This window comes from Streptomyces sp. NPDC020917 (assembly GCF_044333795.1).
In the GTDB taxonomy this organism is placed as follows: Bacteria; Actinomycetota; Actinomycetes; order Streptomycetales; family Streptomycetaceae; genus Actinacidiphila.
In genome coordinates, this window is sequence record NZ_JBIRRR010000006.1 from 91,762 (window position 1) to 107,766 (window position 16,005).

General features: G+C 74.2%; 13 protein-coding genes. 4 read left to right on the forward strand and 9 right to left on the reverse strand.

Going from position 1 to position 16,005, the window contains the following annotated elements; all coding sequences use genetic code 11:
- The first annotated feature begins 189 nt into the window (after window positions 1–189).
- Window positions 190–2,238, forward strand: coding sequence for a galactosylceramidase (locus ACH4TG_RS15125; protein ID WP_398242707.1), 2,049 nt, complete (start codon window positions 190–192; stop codon window positions 2,236–2,238).
- Window positions 2,239–2,358: 120 nt separating this feature from the next.
- Here ACH4TG_RS15125 and ACH4TG_RS15130 read toward each other — a convergent pair whose 3' ends face one another.
- Complete coding sequence (locus tag ACH4TG_RS15130; protein WP_398242708.1) at window positions 2,359–2,919, reverse strand: TetR/AcrR family transcriptional regulator; 561 nt, start codon at window positions 2,917–2,919, stop codon at window positions 2,359–2,361.
- 79 nt (window positions 2,920–2,998) lie between these two features.
- On the opposite strand from ACH4TG_RS15130, the gene ACH4TG_RS15135 reads away from it, so the two are divergent.
- A complete protein-coding gene (locus ACH4TG_RS15135) occupies window positions 2,999–3,697 on the forward strand; it encodes an alpha/beta fold hydrolase (RefSeq protein WP_398242709.1) in 699 nt (232 codons plus the stop codon).
- 22 nt (window positions 3,698–3,719) lie between these two features.
- Here the strand turns inward: ACH4TG_RS15135 and ACH4TG_RS15140 are convergent, their stop codons facing one another.
- On the reverse strand, window positions 3,720–4,880 hold the full coding sequence (locus ACH4TG_RS15140; protein WP_398242710.1) for a nuclear transport factor 2 family protein: 1,161 nt from the start codon (window positions 4,878–4,880) through the stop codon (window positions 3,720–3,722).
- 95 nt (window positions 4,881–4,975) lie between these two features.
- Here ACH4TG_RS15140 and ACH4TG_RS15145 point away from each other — a divergent pair, with 95 nt between their 5' ends.
- Window positions 4,976–5,875 carry a LysR family transcriptional regulator gene (locus ACH4TG_RS15145; protein WP_398242711.1) on the forward strand — a complete coding sequence of 300 codons (900 nt, stop codon included), beginning with the start codon at window positions 4,976–4,978 and terminating at the stop codon, window positions 5,873–5,875.
- A gap of 185 nt (window positions 5,876–6,060) precedes the next feature.
- Here the strand turns inward: ACH4TG_RS15145 and ACH4TG_RS15150 are convergent, their stop codons facing one another.
- The gene (locus ACH4TG_RS15150; protein WP_398242712.1) at window positions 6,061–6,558 is read right to left on the reverse strand and encodes a hypothetical protein; all 498 of its coding nucleotides are present in this window, start codon (window positions 6,556–6,558) and stop codon (window positions 6,061–6,063) included.
- Between the two features lie 272 nt (window positions 6,559–6,830).
- Between ACH4TG_RS15150 and ACH4TG_RS15155 the strand changes: the two genes are divergently transcribed.
- Window positions 6,831–8,426 (forward strand): purple acid phosphatase family protein, encoded by a 1,596-nt coding sequence (locus ACH4TG_RS15155; protein WP_398242713.1) that lies wholly within the window; start codon window positions 6,831–6,833, stop codon window positions 8,424–8,426.
- Window positions 8,427–8,477: 51 nt separating this feature from the next.
- On the opposite strand, the gene ACH4TG_RS15160 is transcribed toward ACH4TG_RS15155, so the two are convergent.
- The 6 genes from ACH4TG_RS15160 to ACH4TG_RS15185 form a co-directional block, all read right to left on the reverse strand.
- Window positions 8,478–9,386: an aldo/keto reductase gene (locus ACH4TG_RS15160; RefSeq protein ID WP_398242714.1), complete on the reverse strand. Its 909-nt coding sequence runs from the start codon at window positions 9,384–9,386 to the stop codon at window positions 8,478–8,480.
- A gap of 75 nt (window positions 9,387–9,461) precedes the next feature.
- Entirely contained in the window at window positions 9,462–10,676 is a 1,215-nt protein-coding gene (locus ACH4TG_RS15165; RefSeq protein WP_398242715.1) for an amidohydrolase family protein, read from the reverse strand.
- A gap of 83 nt (window positions 10,677–10,759) precedes the next feature.
- The gene (locus ACH4TG_RS15170; protein ID WP_398242716.1) at window positions 10,760–11,731 is read right to left on the reverse strand and encodes a succinylglutamate desuccinylase/aspartoacylase family protein; all 972 of its coding nucleotides are present in this window, start codon (window positions 11,729–11,731) and stop codon (window positions 10,760–10,762) included.
- Window positions 11,732–11,799: 68 nt separating this feature from the next.
- A complete protein-coding gene (locus ACH4TG_RS15175) occupies window positions 11,800–12,582 on the reverse strand; it encodes an IclR family transcriptional regulator (RefSeq protein WP_398242717.1) in 783 nt (260 codons plus the stop codon).
- A 63-nt stretch (window positions 12,583–12,645) separates the two neighbouring features.
- Window positions 12,646–14,382, reverse strand: a complete 1,737-nt coding sequence (locus tag ACH4TG_RS15180; protein WP_398242719.1) for a gamma-glutamyltransferase family protein — start codon at window positions 14,380–14,382, stop codon at window positions 12,646–12,648.
- Window positions 14,379–15,962, reverse strand: coding sequence for a DUF885 family protein (locus tag ACH4TG_RS15185; RefSeq protein WP_398242720.1), 1,584 nt, complete (start codon window positions 15,960–15,962; stop codon window positions 14,379–14,381). Before ACH4TG_RS15185 ends, ACH4TG_RS15180 begins: the two co-directional genes overlap by 4 nt.
- Window positions 15,963–16,005 lie beyond the last annotated feature (43 nt).

Genomic DNA, 16,005 nt, shown 5'->3' on the forward strand with positions numbered 1-16,005 from the left:
TGGGACAGCTCATCCCGACACGAACGGAAGGTCCTATGACGATGACTCACGCGCCGGGGCGGCGCGTGTGCCAGCCGGCCGCCACTTCCGGGCCCCCACCCCGCGACGGCCGATTGCGCGAGCGCGAACATTCATCCGGCCGCTCTCCGCTGCCGGCCCGCGACGCCACGATCTGAGGAAGGCTCACCCATGCTCCACACCTGGAGACGACTGTTCGGCCGCAGGACCCCCCGCCGTGCCGTGTGGGCGGTCGGCGCGGTGGTCACGGCCTGCGTGGCAACGCTGGTGCCGCCCACGGCGGTTGCGGCGACCGAGGCGACGGCCTCCCAGCACATCACCGTCGACGGCAACGGCACCGGGCGGGTCTTCGACGGCGTCGGCGCCATCAGCGGCGGCGGGGGCACCTCGCGGCTGCTCGTCGACTACCCCGAACCCCAGCGCGACCAGATCCTCGACTACCTGTTCAAGCCGGGCTACGGCGCCGGCCTGCAGATCCTCAAGGTCGAGATCGGCTCCGACACCAACTCCAGCAACGGCGCGGAACCCAGCCACATGCGCACCCCGACCGAGGTCAACTGCAACCGCGGTTACGAGTGGTGGCTGATGGAGCAGGCGCAGAAGCGTAACCCGGACATCCGGTTCTACGGGCTGGAGTGGGGCGCGCCCGGCTGGTTCAGCGGCGGGTTCTGGTCGGCCGACAACATCCGCTACCTGACGGCGTGGCTGGGCTGCGCCAGGCAGCACGGCCTGAACATCGACTACCTCGGCGGCTGGAACGAGAAGGGCTGGGACGCTGCCTGGTACGAGCAGCTCAAGGCCGCCCTGGTGCGTGAGGGCTACGGCCGGGTGAAGATCGTCGCGGCCGACAACGCCGGCTGGCAGGTGGCCACCGACATGAAGAACGACCCGGCCTTCGACCAGGCCACGGACGTCGTCGGGATCCACTACCCCTGCTCGGCCGTCCACTGCTCCTCCTCCGCGGACGCGCTGAGCCTGGACAAGCCGCTGTTCGCCAGCGAGTCGGGCTGGAACAACTACCTGACCGGGGCGACCCGGCTGGCCGCCGAGATGAACCACGAGTACGTGGACTCGCGCATCACCGCCTTCATCAACTGGCCGGCCGTGTATGCCTGGTACCCGACCGTCCAGATGCAGGGCAGCGGGCTGCTGCGCGCCGACGAGCCGTGGACCGGACACTACGAGCTGGGCCCGACGCTGTGGACCGTGGCCCAGACCGCGCAGTTCACCCACCCCGGCTGGTCCTACATCGATTCGGCCAGCGGCTACCTCGACGGCGGCGGCACCTACGTGACGCTGCGCTCTCCCGGGCAACGGCCGCAGTACACCACGGTGTTCGAGACGACCGGCGCGTCCGCGCCGCAGTCCGTCGAGCTGGCACCGACCGGTCCGCTGCCGCACGGCACGCTGCACCGCTGGTCGACGACGCTGGAGTCCACCGACCCGGCGGACTGGTTCGTCCACGGCGCCGACGTGCACGCCGGGGCGGACGGCGGCTACGGGGTGACCCTCCAGCCCGGCACGGTCACCACCCTCACCACGGTCGCCGGCGGCAAGAGCGCCGCCGCGGCCAAGGCACCGGCCTCGCAGCCGATGGCGCTGCCCTACCGGGAGTCCTTCGACGGCTACAGGACCGGGGCGACGCCGCGGTACGTGTCGGACATGGAGGGCGCGTTCCAGGTCGCGCCCTGCTCCCCCGATCCGCAGGACGGCGCGGCGGCGCGGAAGCACGACCAGTGCCTGCAGCAGGTGATCACCACCAAGCCCATCCAGTGGGCGAGGGTGCCCAGCCCGCTCACCCTGGTCGGCGACGCCACCTGGGGTGACTACGCCGTGTCCGTGAAGGCGCGGATCCCGCAGGGTGGCACGACGTCCCTGCTGGGCCGGGTGGTGAACCAGCTCAATCTGGTCGGCACCGGCCGCGTCACCGCGTGGGAGGGGTACTCGCTGAAGGTCTCGGACTCCGGCGACTGGTCGCTGGAGGTGCTGGCTCCCGACAAGTCCACCCGCGTCCTGGCCTCCGGCACCCTGCCCGAGCCCGTCGACGGCGCCTTGACCGGGCTCCGGCTGTCCTTCTCCGGATCGCGGATCACCGCCGAGGTGAACGGCACCGCGCTGGCCGACGTCACCGACACCACGTACAGCCAGGGCCAGGTCGGCCTGGGTCTCGGCTCCTACGCGGCCGGGCAGTTCGACGACCTCGCGGTCACCGCGCAGTAGTCCCGCCCGCCGTACCCGCACCCCGGGACCGGACCGCCGGTCCACGTCCGCCCGGGGTGCGGGTGCCCCTTCTCCTCCGCGCGGCGGCGCCGGCTCGGCGCAGGTGCCGGCAGCGGGTCCTCAGGCCGACGGGGTGACGGCGGCCAGCGAGGCCAGGAAGTCGTCGAAGGCCCGATCGGCTCGCGCCACGTCACCCGTGGCCTCGATGTCCATGATGAGGCCGCGGACGACGGCAAGGACGAGGGTGCCGAGTTCGGGACGGCCGACGGTGCGCATGCCGTCCTCCAACGGGCGCAGCCAGTCCGTGGTGGCCTCGCGGCGGAAGTCCGGCCACAGCTGCTGCCCGGCGTTCTCGCGGAGCCTGCCGAACATGGCGAGGTACGGGCGGCCGGCCGGGCCGGTCATCACCTGCCACGCCCGCCGCAGCGTGCTCGGATAGGGCTCGTCCGGCCGCGGGGACAGCAGGTCGCCGAAGAAGTCGCGCTGGCGCCGCCGCGCCCGGCCCAGGGTCTCCCGCAGCAGCGCGTCCCGGGTCCCGAAGTGGTAGATCAGCATCCGCGTCGAGACGCCGGACGCCACCGCGAGCGGCTCCAGGCGGTCGGGCAGCCCGTGTGCGAGGGCGTGGTCGGCGCAGGCGTCGAGGATCCGGTCGCGGATCTCGGGTTGCTTGTGCCGTCCCATCACCGCACTTTTTCACGTAACCCGCGTTACGTCTACCGTTGGTCCCAGGGGAAGGGACGTCCGGACCGAGGAGGAAGAGATGCGTGTGGTCTTCGTGCACGGGGCGTGTGTCCGTGACGGATCGTGGTGGTGGCACCTGGCCGCCGCGGCCCTGCGGGAGCACGGCGTCGGCAGCGTCGCGCCGGCGCTGCCGAGCTGCGGTGAGGGCGACCGGCCGGCCGGACCGCACGGTCCCGGGCTGCCCGAGGACGTCGCCGCGGTGCGCGCCGCCCTGGCCGAGGGGGACGAGCCGACCGTGGTCGTGGCACACAGCTACGGCGGCATCGTCGCCTCCGAGGCGGCGGCAGGCGTCGAGGCGGTGCGCCACCTGGTGTACGTGTCGAGCTATCTGCCCGAGCCCGGCGAGTCGCTGTCGACGTTCGGTGCCGAAGTGCCGCCGCCGTTCCTGGACTTCGATCCCGACGGCGGCACGTTCGGCGCCCGGCCCGAGCTGTTCGCCGAGACCTTCGCCCAGGACTGCCCGCCGCGGATCGTCCGCGACGCGGCAGCCCGGCTGGCCCGGCAGACGCTGGCCGTGACCCGGCAGCCGGTCGGCGCGGCGGCGTGGCACGACGTGCCCACGACCTACGTGGTCTGCGCCGAGGACCGGGGCACCCCGGTGGCCGCGCAACGCGGGTTCTCGCTCCGCGCGGACAGGGCCGTCGAGATGGCCGCGGGCCACCACCCGTTCCTGTCCCGGCCGCGGGCCGTCGCCGACCTCGTCGCGGGCCTGTGCTGACCGTCTCCCGGGTTCCGCCGTCTCAGGAATGCCGGTGGTAGGCCTTGTTGGCGATCCGCCAGCCGCCGGCGCGGACCAGCAGGAAGACGTCGGTGAACGTGTCCGCGCCGTGCGACAGCGTCATGGTCGCGTTCGCGACGGTGCCGTGGACGTCGATCGCCTCGATGCGGCGGGAGCGGGTCGCCTCGTCCGGGGCCGGCCGGCCCTCGAAGAGAGCGCAGTACTCGTCCAGTCGCCACGAGACGAACGCGCCGTCCCGGATCCCCTCGATGTGGGCGGTGGGCCAGAACGCGTCGCGGAAGTGGGTGGGGTCGCCGGTGGCGTGCCCGCGGATGTAGGCGCGGAGCGGTGCGAGCACGGCGTCGTCCACGGCCGGATCCGTGGCGGCGACCGCCATGTCGGCCTCGGGCGCGGCGGGGGTGCCGGCCAGGCCGGCCGCGCTGCGCAACGGGGTGTCCGACGCGGCGGCCAGCAGAGCCATGTCCTTGGCCAGCGCACCGATCGTGAACTCCGCGGTGGCGGGGGCAGCCGCCGGCCCGCCGAGGAGGAAGCGCCGCTTGCGGGCCACGAGCCCGCCGAGCTGGCCGAGTTCGAGGATGTCCAGCGTCCGGTCACGGGGCAGGCCCAGGGCATCCGCCTGGCGCAGCGTGTCACGCAGCGCGAGCACCGCGCCGGCGAGGCTGTTGTTGGCGACCAGCTTGAGGGCCGCGGCGGTGGAGGCGTCGTCGACCTGCCGGACGGTCCCCAGCGTGTCCAGGACCGGCCGGGCCCGGTCGAGCGCGTCCTGCTCGCCGGCGGCGAGGATCTGCAGGGCGCCGGCGCCGACCGCCGGCACGGAGCCGAGCACGGGTGCGTGGACGTACGACCGGCCGAGTCGCCGGGCCAGCCCCGACGCCTCGGCAGGGGCGACCGTGCTGGTGTTGAGCACGATCGTGTCCGGTCGCAGCGCGTCGCGGACGCCGTCGAGGACCTGCCGGCAGGCCGGGCCGTCGAACAGCGCGAGGACGACGAAGTCGGCTTTGGCGACGGCCTCGTCGGGGTCTGCGGCCGGCTTGACGGCGGCCGGGGTGCGTCCCGAGCGCGTCCAGCCGACGACGTCCCAGCCCTGGTCGGCCAGCCGTGTCGCGATGGCGCTGCCCATGCGCCCCAGGCCGAGGACGGCGATCGTGTGCGATGTGGTCATGCGGATCACAGTGGTGCGCCGCGACACATGCGACAAGCGCAGATTTCGCATGGCCGCCCTGCTCGATGCGCATACCGGCAGGGCATACTGCCGCCATGGACCTGGCTGTCTGGCAGACCTTCGTGACCGTGTGCCGGCTCGGATCGCTGTCGGCGGCGGCCACCGAGCTGCATCACACCCAGTCGGCCGTCTCCCGGCAGATCGCCGGGCTGGAGCGGCAACTCGGCGTGCCTCTGATGGAACGCCATGCGCGTGGCGTGCGTCCGACGCCGGCCGGGGAGGTGTTCCGGCGGCACGCCCTGGCCACGCTCAACGAGGCCGACCGCGCCGTTCGCGCCGCCCGTGAGGTGCACGGCGGGGCGTTCGCCCGGCCGCTGGCCATCGGCGCGACGCCCTCCCTCGCCGCGGGGATCGTCCCCGAGGCCGTCCGCGGCCTGCTGGAGCAGGCCGGTTCCCTGCGGTGGAGCCTGGTCCCCGGGCTGAGCGCGCCGCTGCACAGCCGCGTGGTCGCCGGCGATCTCGATGTCGCCGTCGTCACCGACGCTCCGCCGGGCCTCCCCGCGGACCCGCAGGTCGAACGCCGGTTCCTCGGGCTGGACGAGATGGTCGTCGTGCTGCCCGCCGGGCATCCGCAGGCCGGGCGCGGCCCCGTGCGCATCGAGGCGCTCGCCGACCAGATCTGGGTCGAGGACAACGACGGCTCCGCGGCGCTCCTGCGCCAGCACGCCGCCCGGGCCGGGGTCAGCGCCCGCATCGACCTCGCCGCGGCCGATCTGTCCGGCAAGCTGGCCCTGGTCGCCACCGGTCACGCCATCGCGCTGGTCCCCGGAGTGCTGCGGTGCGCGTTGCGGGTCGACGTCACCGCGGTCCGCCTCGTCGATCCCCCGACCCGGGGCATCTACACGATCACAGCGCGCCGCGACACCCACCCCTGCACCGCGCCGCTGCTCGAACAGCTCGCCGCGGCCTTCGCCCCGGGGACACAAGCCGGTTGAGCCCGGCGGCGCGTCGTGCCGCGGCCGGACGAACGGCCCGTCGGGCGGGCCCTGTCGCGCGCGGGCGACGGCGCCTCATCCGGGCGGAGGATCGGAGCGCGGGGCGGGACCGAGGGTGGGTTCGACGACGGCTTCGACGACGGGTTCGAGGGCGACTTCGCGCAGGACGGAGTCGTTGAGGCGGGTCAGGAGTGCGGCCAGGTCGGTGAGGTCCTGTGCGGGCCAGCCGGCGATGGCGGCGGCCAGCCGGCGGGTGCGGGCGGCGGTGGCTGCGTCGAGCAGGCCGCGGCCGGCACCGGTGAGCGCCACGCGGCGGACGCGCCGGTCGACGGTGTCGTGGACACGTTCGACCAGCCCACCCCGGCGAGGCCGTCGACGACCCGTACGGCGCGGGCGCGGTCGGTGAGCAGCAGGTCCGCGATGTCGGAGACGGTCGGCGGCGGCGGGGTGCTGGCCTCGACGAAGCGCAGGACGCGGTAGCCGGTCGCCGTGACGGTGACGGGCAGGCCGGACAGGAACCGCTCCCGCACCCAGGGCCCGTACATGCCGAACCGTCCGTGCCGCAGGGTGCGCAGCGCGGCGTCCAGCGTGCGCACCGCCTCCGGGACCGAGCCCGCCGTCTCATCCGTCGGGGCTTCCGCCGCGCGGGCCGTCCCGTTCTCGTTCGTCCTCGCTCCGTCCACCCGGCCAGCCTGCGCCGGGCCGGCGGCCCGCCGCAACGTCCCACGGGGATGTGGTTGTCGGGGTTCGGCCGGGGGTCGCCTGCGCGTAGCACCGGTTGCGGCACTGTTCACAACGGGCCGGTGTGGGCGGGCGGTCCGTGCGTGGGAGCTTGCGGTGCATGACGACAACACCTCCATCGACCGGGCCCCGTGAGGCTTCTTCGACCGCACCGGCCGCAGCGGAGCGACGGCCCATCGACCCACCGCCCGCCGGGCGGGAGAGCACCGGCCGGGTGAGCCGGCGCGGGCTGGTCGTCGCGGCCGGAACGGCGGCCGCGGGACTCGGCGCGCTCGCCGACGCCGGTACCGCGGCTGCCTCCCCGGTGCTGTGGCTGCGGCCCGAGGGCTCCGGCATGCCGCCGGTGAGCGGGCTGCACCTGCAGTTCGGGGCGGACGCGGCCCGCGAGGTCGTGGTGTCCTGGCAGACCCCGGTGCCGGTGCGGAACCCGCGCGTGCTGCTGGGCACGGCAACGCACGGGCTGGGCGGCGAGAAGGCGGCCCGCACCACGTACTACAAGGACGCCCAGTCCGGGCAGAGCCTCTACGTGCACCACGCGGCGCTGGCGGGGCTGCGGCCCGGTACGGACTACGTCTACGCGGCCGTGCACGACGGGACGACGCCCGAGCCGGGGTCGTTCCGGACCGGGCCGGCCGGACGCGCGCCGTTCACCTTCACCAGCTTCGGCGACCAGGGCACGCCGACGGTCGGCCGGCTCGACGGGCCGCGGCCGCCGAAGGTCACCGCGAAGCTGACGTACCTCAACGACAACCTGGGTTCCCCGTACGCCAACGACGTCACGACCGCCGTCGAACGGGTCGCACCGCTGTTCCACCTGGTCAACGGCGACCTGTGCTACGCCAATCTGGCGCAGGACCGGATCCGCACCTGGTCGGACTGGTTCGACATGACCAGCAGGTCCGCGCGGTTCCGCCCCTGGATGCCGGCGGCCGGCAACCACGAGAACGAGCTGGGCAACGGCCCGATCGGGTTCGGCGCCTACCAGGCGTACTTCGCGCTGCCGGGCAACGGCGGCGATCCGGAAACCCGCGGCCTGTGGTACGCCTTCACCGTCGGCTCGGTGCGCGTGGTCAGCCTGGCCAACGACGACATCGTCTACCAGGACGCCGGCAGCAGCTATGTCCGCGGCTACTCCGGCGGCGCGCAACGGCGCTGGCTGGAGGCGGAGTTGGCGCGCTCCCGGGCCGACCGGAACATCGACTGGATCGTGGTCGTGATGCACCAGGTCGCCGTGTCCACCGCCGACCACCCGGGCAACGGCGCGGACCTGGCGATCCGCCAGGAGTGGCTGCCGCTGTTCGACCGCCACGGCGTGGACGTGGTCGTGTGCGGCCACGAGCACCACTACGAGCGGTCCCACCCGATCAGGGGCGCGCAGCCCAACGACACGCTGACCCCCGACCCGGCGGCCACCCGTACCGACGTGGTGGACACCTCGGCCGGCACCGTCCACATGGTCATCGGCGGCGGGGGCACGTCCGTTCCTTCGACCGACGTCCTCTTCGACACCCCGCAGTGCAACGTCATCACCGGCGTCGGACCGGTCGGCGCGAACGGCAAGCGGACGCCGGTGTACGTCACCGAGCCCGCCCCCTGGTCCGCCTTCCGCGACCGGGTCAACCCCTATGGCTTCGCGGCGTTCACCGTCGATCCCGGCGCGGGTCCCGGCGCCCCGACGACCCTGTCCGTCACCTACTACGCGGTCACCGGCCCCTACGGCGTGGTCGAGCCCGCGGACACCTTCACGCTGCGGCGCCCTCGCTCGGACGGCGGCCGCGCGCCCTCCGGCGCACCGGCACCGAGGAGTTGACCCGCCAGGGTCCCGGGCCGGAGATGTGCGCAGGCGATGAGGCGCGGGCGGTCAGCCGGCAGGAGGCGGCGCCGCGAGGCCGGTTGCGGCGTTCAGGGTGTTCAGGGCCCCGGGCGACAGGCGCAGGTGCGCCGCGGCGGCGGAGTCGCGCGCGGTCCGGGGGCGGCGGGCTCCCGGGATGGGGATCATCGCGGGGCTGACCGCCAGCAGCCAGGCGAGCACCGCGGCCTGCGGGCTGGCCCCGTGGGCGCGAGCGACCTCGGTGAAGGCCGCGGTCAGCGCGTCGTCCTTCCGGCCGACGGTGCCCAGCGGGCGCCAGGCCAGGAACGCGAGGCCGAGCTGCTCGCTTCTGCGCAGGACGTCGAGGTGCTGGAGTGCGCTCGGCGAGAACTCGTTCTGCACGGCGACCAGCGCGTCGCCCAGCACGTCCTGGGCGAGGTCGAGTTGGGGCGCGGTGACGTTGGAGACGCCGACCTCGGCGACCACCGCGTCGTCCACCAGCTGGCGCAGGGCCGCGAGGGAGTCCTTGAGCGGCACCTCGGGGTCCGGGGCGTGCAGGAAGAACAGGTCGATGCGGTCGACGCGCAGCCGGGCGAGGGACTCGTGGGCGGAGCGGACGAGGTGGTCGGGGCTGCTGTCGGTGAGCCAGCGGCCGTCGCCGGGCCGGACCCGACCGGCCTTGGTGGCCACGGTGATCCGCGAGGCGTCGCCCGGCCAGCTGTCGAGCGCGTCGGCGAACAGCACCTCGTTGTGCCCCACTTCGTCGGCGCCGACGTGGTACGCGGAGGCGCTGTCGAGGAGGGTGACCCCGGCGTCGAGCGCCGCGTGGACGGTGTCCACGGCCTGGGCGCGATCGGGGCGCCCCTCGATGGACAGCCGCATGCCGCCCAGGCCGATCGGGAAGGCCGCCACACGCCCGCAGGGGCGGGTGGAACCGGTGGGATGAGGGGATTCGGGCATGCGTCTACCTGTCTCGCGGGTGATGGGTGAAAAGGTGGAGGTGGTTCGGCGGTCGGGTGGGCGGGCGGCGTGCCGCTAGCGGCTGACGGCCAGGCGTCCGCGGGACACGACCACGGCGATCTCGGCCTCGGGGTCCGCCAGCAGTTCGACGTGCGTGCCCGGGTCGTGCCGGGTCAGCACGATGTCGCCGAGGGCGCCGGGGGCGATCACGCCGAGGGTTCCGGCGGCACCGAGCAGCCGGGCGCCGGTGGTGGTGGCGCTGCGCAGCACCGCCCAGCCGGGCTGGACCCGGGCCCGCAGGGCGAACTCGCGTGGCTGGTGGCCGCGCATCTGCCCGAGCAGGTCGGTGCCGAAGGCGATGGGGGCGCCCGCCCGGTGGGCGTGGCCGAGGGCGGCCAGTCCCCCGTCGGCCACCGCCGCGACCTTGGCCACGCTCTGCGGCGGCAGTCCGAAGCGGGGGCCTTCCTCGGCGAGGACCGTGTAGGTGACCAGGGTGGGTACGTAGTAGGCGCCGTGGCCGGCGAACAGCGCGGCCTCCGCCGGGCCGAGGAGGTTGCCGTGCTCGATGGTGCGCACGCCCAGCCGCAGCGCGCGGGCCACCGCCTCGGGGGTGTAGGCGTGTCCGGCGCAGTAGATGCCGGCGCGTTCCGCCTCCTCCACCGCGACCCGGATCTCGTCGTCGGAGTACTGCGCCCCGTCGATCCGGTCGGTGGGGCTGGAGATGCCCCCGGACAGCATGAGCTTGATGAAGGAGGCCCCGGCGCGCACCTGTTCGCGCACGGCGATCCGCATCGCGTCGGTGCCGTCGACCACCCGGCCGATGCCGGGGACGGCCGGGTGGTCGTCGGCGTGCAGGCGGCCGCGCGGGCGCAGGTCGCCGTGCCCGCCGGTCTGGGACAGGGCGCGCCCGCACACATGGAGCCGGGGGCCGGGGGCGATGCCCTCGTCGAGGGCCTCGGCGAGGCCGGCGTCGGCTCCGCCGGCGTCCCGGACGGCGGTGAACCCGCAGTCCAGCATCCGGCGCAGTTCGCGCAGCGCGTGCGCGGTGACGTAGCTCGGCGGCAGCGCGGTGTCGCCCCACTCGTCGGCGGTGACCGACGTGACGTGCACGTGGCAGTCGATGAGTCCCGGCACCGCGTACAGCCCGGTCCCGTCCAGGTCGCCCGCGCGCAGCGGCTCGGTGGTGTCGGCGGCGACGGCGGTGATCCGGTCGCCGTCCAGGGTGATCCGCCGGTCGCCGAGCAGCTGTTCGTGCTCGGGGTCGACCACGGTGACGTGCCTGATGTTCATCGGTGCCGGTGCTCCTTTCCTCGTGTTTCGTCGTGCCCGTCGGGGCCCGCCCGCGGCTCCTTCTGGGCGTGCGGCGCGGGCCGTCAGGAGGCGAAGATCTCCTCGACGGTGGTCGTGGTGCCGGCGTTGCCGACCATGAAGCCGTAGTCGCCCGGCGACGTCCGGGTGTAGCCCTCCCTGCTGAGGACGAGGATGTTGGACTCGAAGGGGGCGACGAGCTCCTCCAGCACCTCGAAGGTGTAGGGGTCGACGACCTCTCCGAGCACGGTGCCGCCCTTGATCGTCTCGCCGAGGCGCTCGGGGCCGAAGTGCGCGATCATGGCGCCGCCCTTGGTGGGGCGCAGGGTGACCAGTTCGGTCATCACGGTCTGCTGCTCCACCAGGGTCTCCGGCTCGCCGTCGAGCATGCCGATGCCCTTGAGCATGTTGCGGCCCTGGCGTACGGCCTTGGCGAGGTAGGTGTCGGTGAGCTGCCCGCCGCCGCCGAGTTCGCAGACGGTGGAGGCGATGCCGTTCTTGATGGCCCACGCGTTGGAGGTGCCCTCGTAGGGGGCGTGGTGGTAGAGGAGGGAGGCGCCGAAGCTGGTGGCCATCGCCCGGCCGTCGTCCATCAGGTAGGAGTACTCGACGGTGGAGTACAGGCCGCTGGAGTGGAAGTCGATGAAGTAGTCGGCCTGGAGCATGATCTCGGCGAGCACGGCGGCGAGTTGCTCGGTCACCGAGCCGTTGCGGTCGCCGGGGAAGATGCGGTTGAGGTTGAGGCCGTCCTGCGGGGTGAAGCGGCACATCGCGTCGTAGGCGTAGGGGTTGGCGACGGGGACGGCGACGATGGTGCCGGCCAGTTCGTCGGTGGTGACCGAGGAGACCAGGCGGCGTACCTCCTCCGGTCCCATCGCCTCGTCGCCGTGGATCCCGCCGAAGGCGACCAGCGTGGGGCCGGGGCGGGCGCCGACGACGCGGTGGACGGTCAGCGCCAGGTCGTGGCCGTTGCCCAGCCGCGTGACGGGGACGGTCTCGACGGTGCGGCCGGCGGCGGGGGTGGCGGTGTCGTTCATGTGCGGTTACTCCTCGGTGCTGTTCGGTACGGGCACGGTGTGCCGGGCCGGGGCCGCCGGCCCGGGCGTCACCGCAGGTCTCCGATGGCGGCGGCCTCCCGGCACAGGGCGGGGACGGCCTGCTCGGCCAGTTCGTGCACGAAGCGGGCGGCCGGCCCGCTGATGGACAGGCCCGCGACGGCGGTGCCGTCGGGGCCGATCACCGCGGCGGCGCGGCATCGCAGGCCCACGGTGTAGGTCTCCTCGTCCACCGCGTAGCCGCAGCGGCGGGCCTCCTCCAGTTCGGGCTGCATCTTCTCCAGGACCGCCTCCGGGTCCTCCAGGCCCGCGCCTCCCAGGAGGGCGAGCTGCCGGGAGCGCGGCAGCCGGGACATGATCGCCTTGCCCAGCGCGGAACTGTGCGGCGGGATGACCTCGCCGATCCGGCTGACCGAGCGCAGCGGCTGCTCGGATTCGGTGCGGGCGATGATGTACATGCTGTTGCCGACGATGCGGCCGGCGGTGGTGGACTCCCCGGTGACGCCGGTGAGGTGCCGGGTCGCCTGCTGGAGGCGGTCGTTGCTGTAGAGGTGCTCACCGACGGCGGTGGCCATGGCGACCAGCCGGCGGCCGGGCACGAACCGGTGTTCCGCGGTCTCGTTGAGGAATCCCCAGGCGACCAGTTGGGCGGTCAGCCGGGAGACGGTGGACAGCGGCGCGTCGGCCGCGGTGGCCAGTCCGCTCAGTGTCAGCGGGGCGCTGTCGGCGATCACCGACAGTTCCAGCAGGTTGAGGATCCGCCCCATGTAGCTGGGCGACTTGGTGGTGTCGGAGGGGTCCGCTGCTGCGCTGCTTCCGTTCCCCTGTGCCATGGCTGTTCGTCTCCTGTCGTCCCCTGGGCTTGCGCGTTGTCCGGCGGTTGCCGGCCGGGCCGTTCACCATCCAGTGGCCCGGCCCGGGCGCCGCGGGTCGCAGTATCCGCGCCGGGTGCCGTCGGCGTCGACGGCGACCGCGTGGACGGCGCCGAAGTGCCAGTGGTACGGGGTCGTCAGGCGCACGTCGGCGCCGTAACGGACCGTCAACTCCTCAAGCACGGCCGGATCGATGCGGGCTTCGACGGTGAACGGCTGGTCCACTTGGGCGCCTTGGAAGCGCGGCTGGTCGATCGCGCTCGCCAGGTCCAGGCCGTAGCCGAGGTGGTTGGCGAGGACGAGGGCGGTGGCCCGTGCGGACAGGCCGGGTGAGCCGAGTGCGAGGAAGGCCACGCCGTCGCGGGCGGCCATCGTCGGCGGGAAGGGCGACAGGGCGCGCCGCCCGGGGCCGGAGCCGGTGCCGGGGAAGCCGTTGCCGCTGTTGGCGTGGATGCCGTCGACCACCAGGCCGGTCCCGAAGGTGGTGCCGTAGACGCTGTGCGTCAGCGACGCCATGTTGCCGTCCCCGTCGACGGCGACCACGTGGTCGGTGTTGGTCGCGTGCGGGGCGCCGTGCGCCGCGGGGCGCGGCGGGCCCGCGGGGAGCGGGTCGCGGCGGGCTGAGCCGCGGACCAGGGCGGCGAGCGAGGCGGCGAACTCCGGTGCGAGCAGCCGGGCGTCGGGGACCTGGTAGGACAGCGGGTCCCTGACGAAGCGTTCGGTGAAGAACTCGCCGAACGCGACCGCGCGGCGCAGCACTTCCAGAGCCTCGGCCTCGGTGGTGTAGTGGCCCAGCGACGGCAGTTCGGCGTGTTCGAGGATGCCGAGCGTCAGGGAGATCATCACGCCGGCGGCGGACGGCGGCGGGGCGCCGACGATGTCGTACCCGTGGTAGGTGGCGCGGGTGGGTTCCAGGACGCGGGCGGCGTAGCCGGCGAGGTCGCCGGCGGTCAGGGTGCCGCCGGTGGCGCGCACGGCTGCCACGAAGCGCTGTGCCCAGGGGCCGCGGTAGAGGTGGTCGGGGCCGTCCGCGGCGATGCGGCGCAGGGTCTCGGCGAGGGCGGGCCGCACCACGGGGGCGCCGACCGCCGGTACGTGCCCGCCCGGGAGGAACTCCGCACGCCCGGAGGGGTGTACGGCGAGGCGGCCGGCGGCCGCGAACGTCTCGCCGTAGAGGAAGGAGTACATGGGGAAGCCACTGCCGGCCGCCTCGATCGCGGGGGCGAAGTAGTCCGCCCAGGCCAGGGTGCCGTGGCCGGTCATGGCCTCGTGCATGCCGGCCACGGTGCCGGGCACGCCGGTCCTGCGGCCGGAGCCGGGGTCGAGGGCGCCGTCCACCGCGCCGTACTGGTCCCAGGTGGCGGCCACCGGCGGATCGTCGCGGGTGTGGTCGAGTTCGCCGTCGACGTAGGAGAAGGCGCGGCGGCCGGCGTCGTAGTACAGCACGGACATGCCGCCGGCCAGCGTGGTCATCTGCGGTTCGACGACGGCCTGCAGGGGGACGGCGGTCAGCACCGCGTCCATCGCGTTGCCGCCGCGGCGCACCACGGCTTCCATCGCGTCGGCGACGGCGGGGTGCGAGGCCGAGACCATGGCGGTGGTGCCGTGGGCGGCCGGCTTGGGGCCCTGCTCCACGTCGCGGGCGTACCGCGGGTGTTCGCCGTTCGCCATGTCGCGGGCGCAGTAAGGGTGTTCGCCGTCGGCGGCGGTCGCCTCGCCTGCGTCGGTCCCGGCCGGGCGGGACTTGCGTGCGTCGGTCATCGCGGCACGCCCTCCTCCCCCGCCTCGCGCGGTGGTGGCGCGATGCCCATGGCACCGGCCACGAGGCCGACGGGCGGGGAGCCGAACGCCATCAGTTCGCGGTGGAAGCGCGGCAGGGAGAAGCCGGGGCCCCAGGCTGCGCGGGCCTGGTCGCGCAGCCGCCGCATGAGGACCTTGCCCCAGGTGTAGCGCACGCAGGTGGGCTCCCACACCGCGCGCAGCGCTTCGGCGCGGGCGGCGGGGCCGGCCAGGAACGCCCGCTGCTCGAACAGGGCGGTGGCCTCGTCCAGGGTGAGGGCGCCGGTGTGGATGCCGAGCACCGCCTGGACGCGCACGACCCGCATCATGGCTTCCTGCGCCATGCCGAACTGGTAGAGCGGGGTGTCGTCCTGGTAGCCCTCCTCCCACATCATCTCCTCGGCGTAGTGGGCCCACCCCTCGAAGAACAGCTCCGACCAGAGGGTCTTGCGGACGGGGTTGTCCACCTGGCCCATCATCAGGGCGTGGCTGCAGTGCCCGGGGCCGATCTCGTGGACGGTCATCACCGCCATGGCGGGGCGGTTGAACCGCTCCAGCCAGGCCCGCCGGTCCTCCGCCGACCAGCCGGCGGCCGGCCCGGTCACGTGGAAGATCGAGTGGCCGCAGGTCTCCCAGGGCGCGGTCCAGCTCACCCGGCCGGCCGCCCAGCTGCGGGCCGGCGGGGACGGTTCGATGACGCACGCGTCGTCGACGACGGGGACGAGGTCGCGCTCGCGTACGAAGCGGGCGGCGGTGGCGACCTGGGCCTGGGTGTCGGCCACGATCCGCGGGAAGTCGCCGTGGTCGGCCCGGACGACGGCGTTGACCCTGCGGACCAGTTCGGCCGGGTCCGCACGGTCGGTGCCGGGCGAGCGGTCGAGCCGGGCGGCGGCGTCGGCGAGGATGTCGTGCATCCGGGCGTACTCGCTGTCCGCGACCGCGGCCAGGTCGTCGATGTCCACCGCGACGCGGTCCTCGCAGCCGAGCAGCGCGGTGAGGTCGTCGCGGCCGAGGGAGGGGGCCTGCTCGCCTTCCCGTGCCGCGCGTTCGAGGTGGGCGGCGAGGCGGTCGAGCGCGGCCAGGGCGCGGCGGCCGTCGTCGCCGTCGTCCGGCCGTACCCCGGCGGCCAGGCCGCGGGACGCGGGCAGGAACATGGCGGCGACCGGCGCCGAGACCTCGTCGAGTGCTTCCAGCGCGTTGTCCACCGCGTCCGGCCAGTGCCGCAGGTGCCGGCTCCTGGCCTCCTCGCGTGCCGCTTCGTCGGCGTAGGGCCGGTCGTAGGGCGACAGGTCGAGGGCTTCGACGTGCACCCAGGGGTCGTAGCGGTGCTGGCGCAGCCGCCCGAACCGGGTGCGCATGGCGTTCTCGGTGGCGGCGAGCTGGGCCTCGTCGTGCGGGTCGGGCAGCGGCGGTCCGCCGAGCGCGGCCAGCGCAGAGGCCACGCCGGCCGGCGACAGGTCGGCGATCGTGCCGTCGTACGGGTCGTGCAGCCCCGAGTACTCGCGCAGGTAGGCGGCGTCGAGGTCGCACAGGCGGCGCAGGCGCGGGAAGAGCTCGGGCATCGTGGGATCTCCCTCGGGGCCGGTGCGGGCGGGGGCGGGCCGG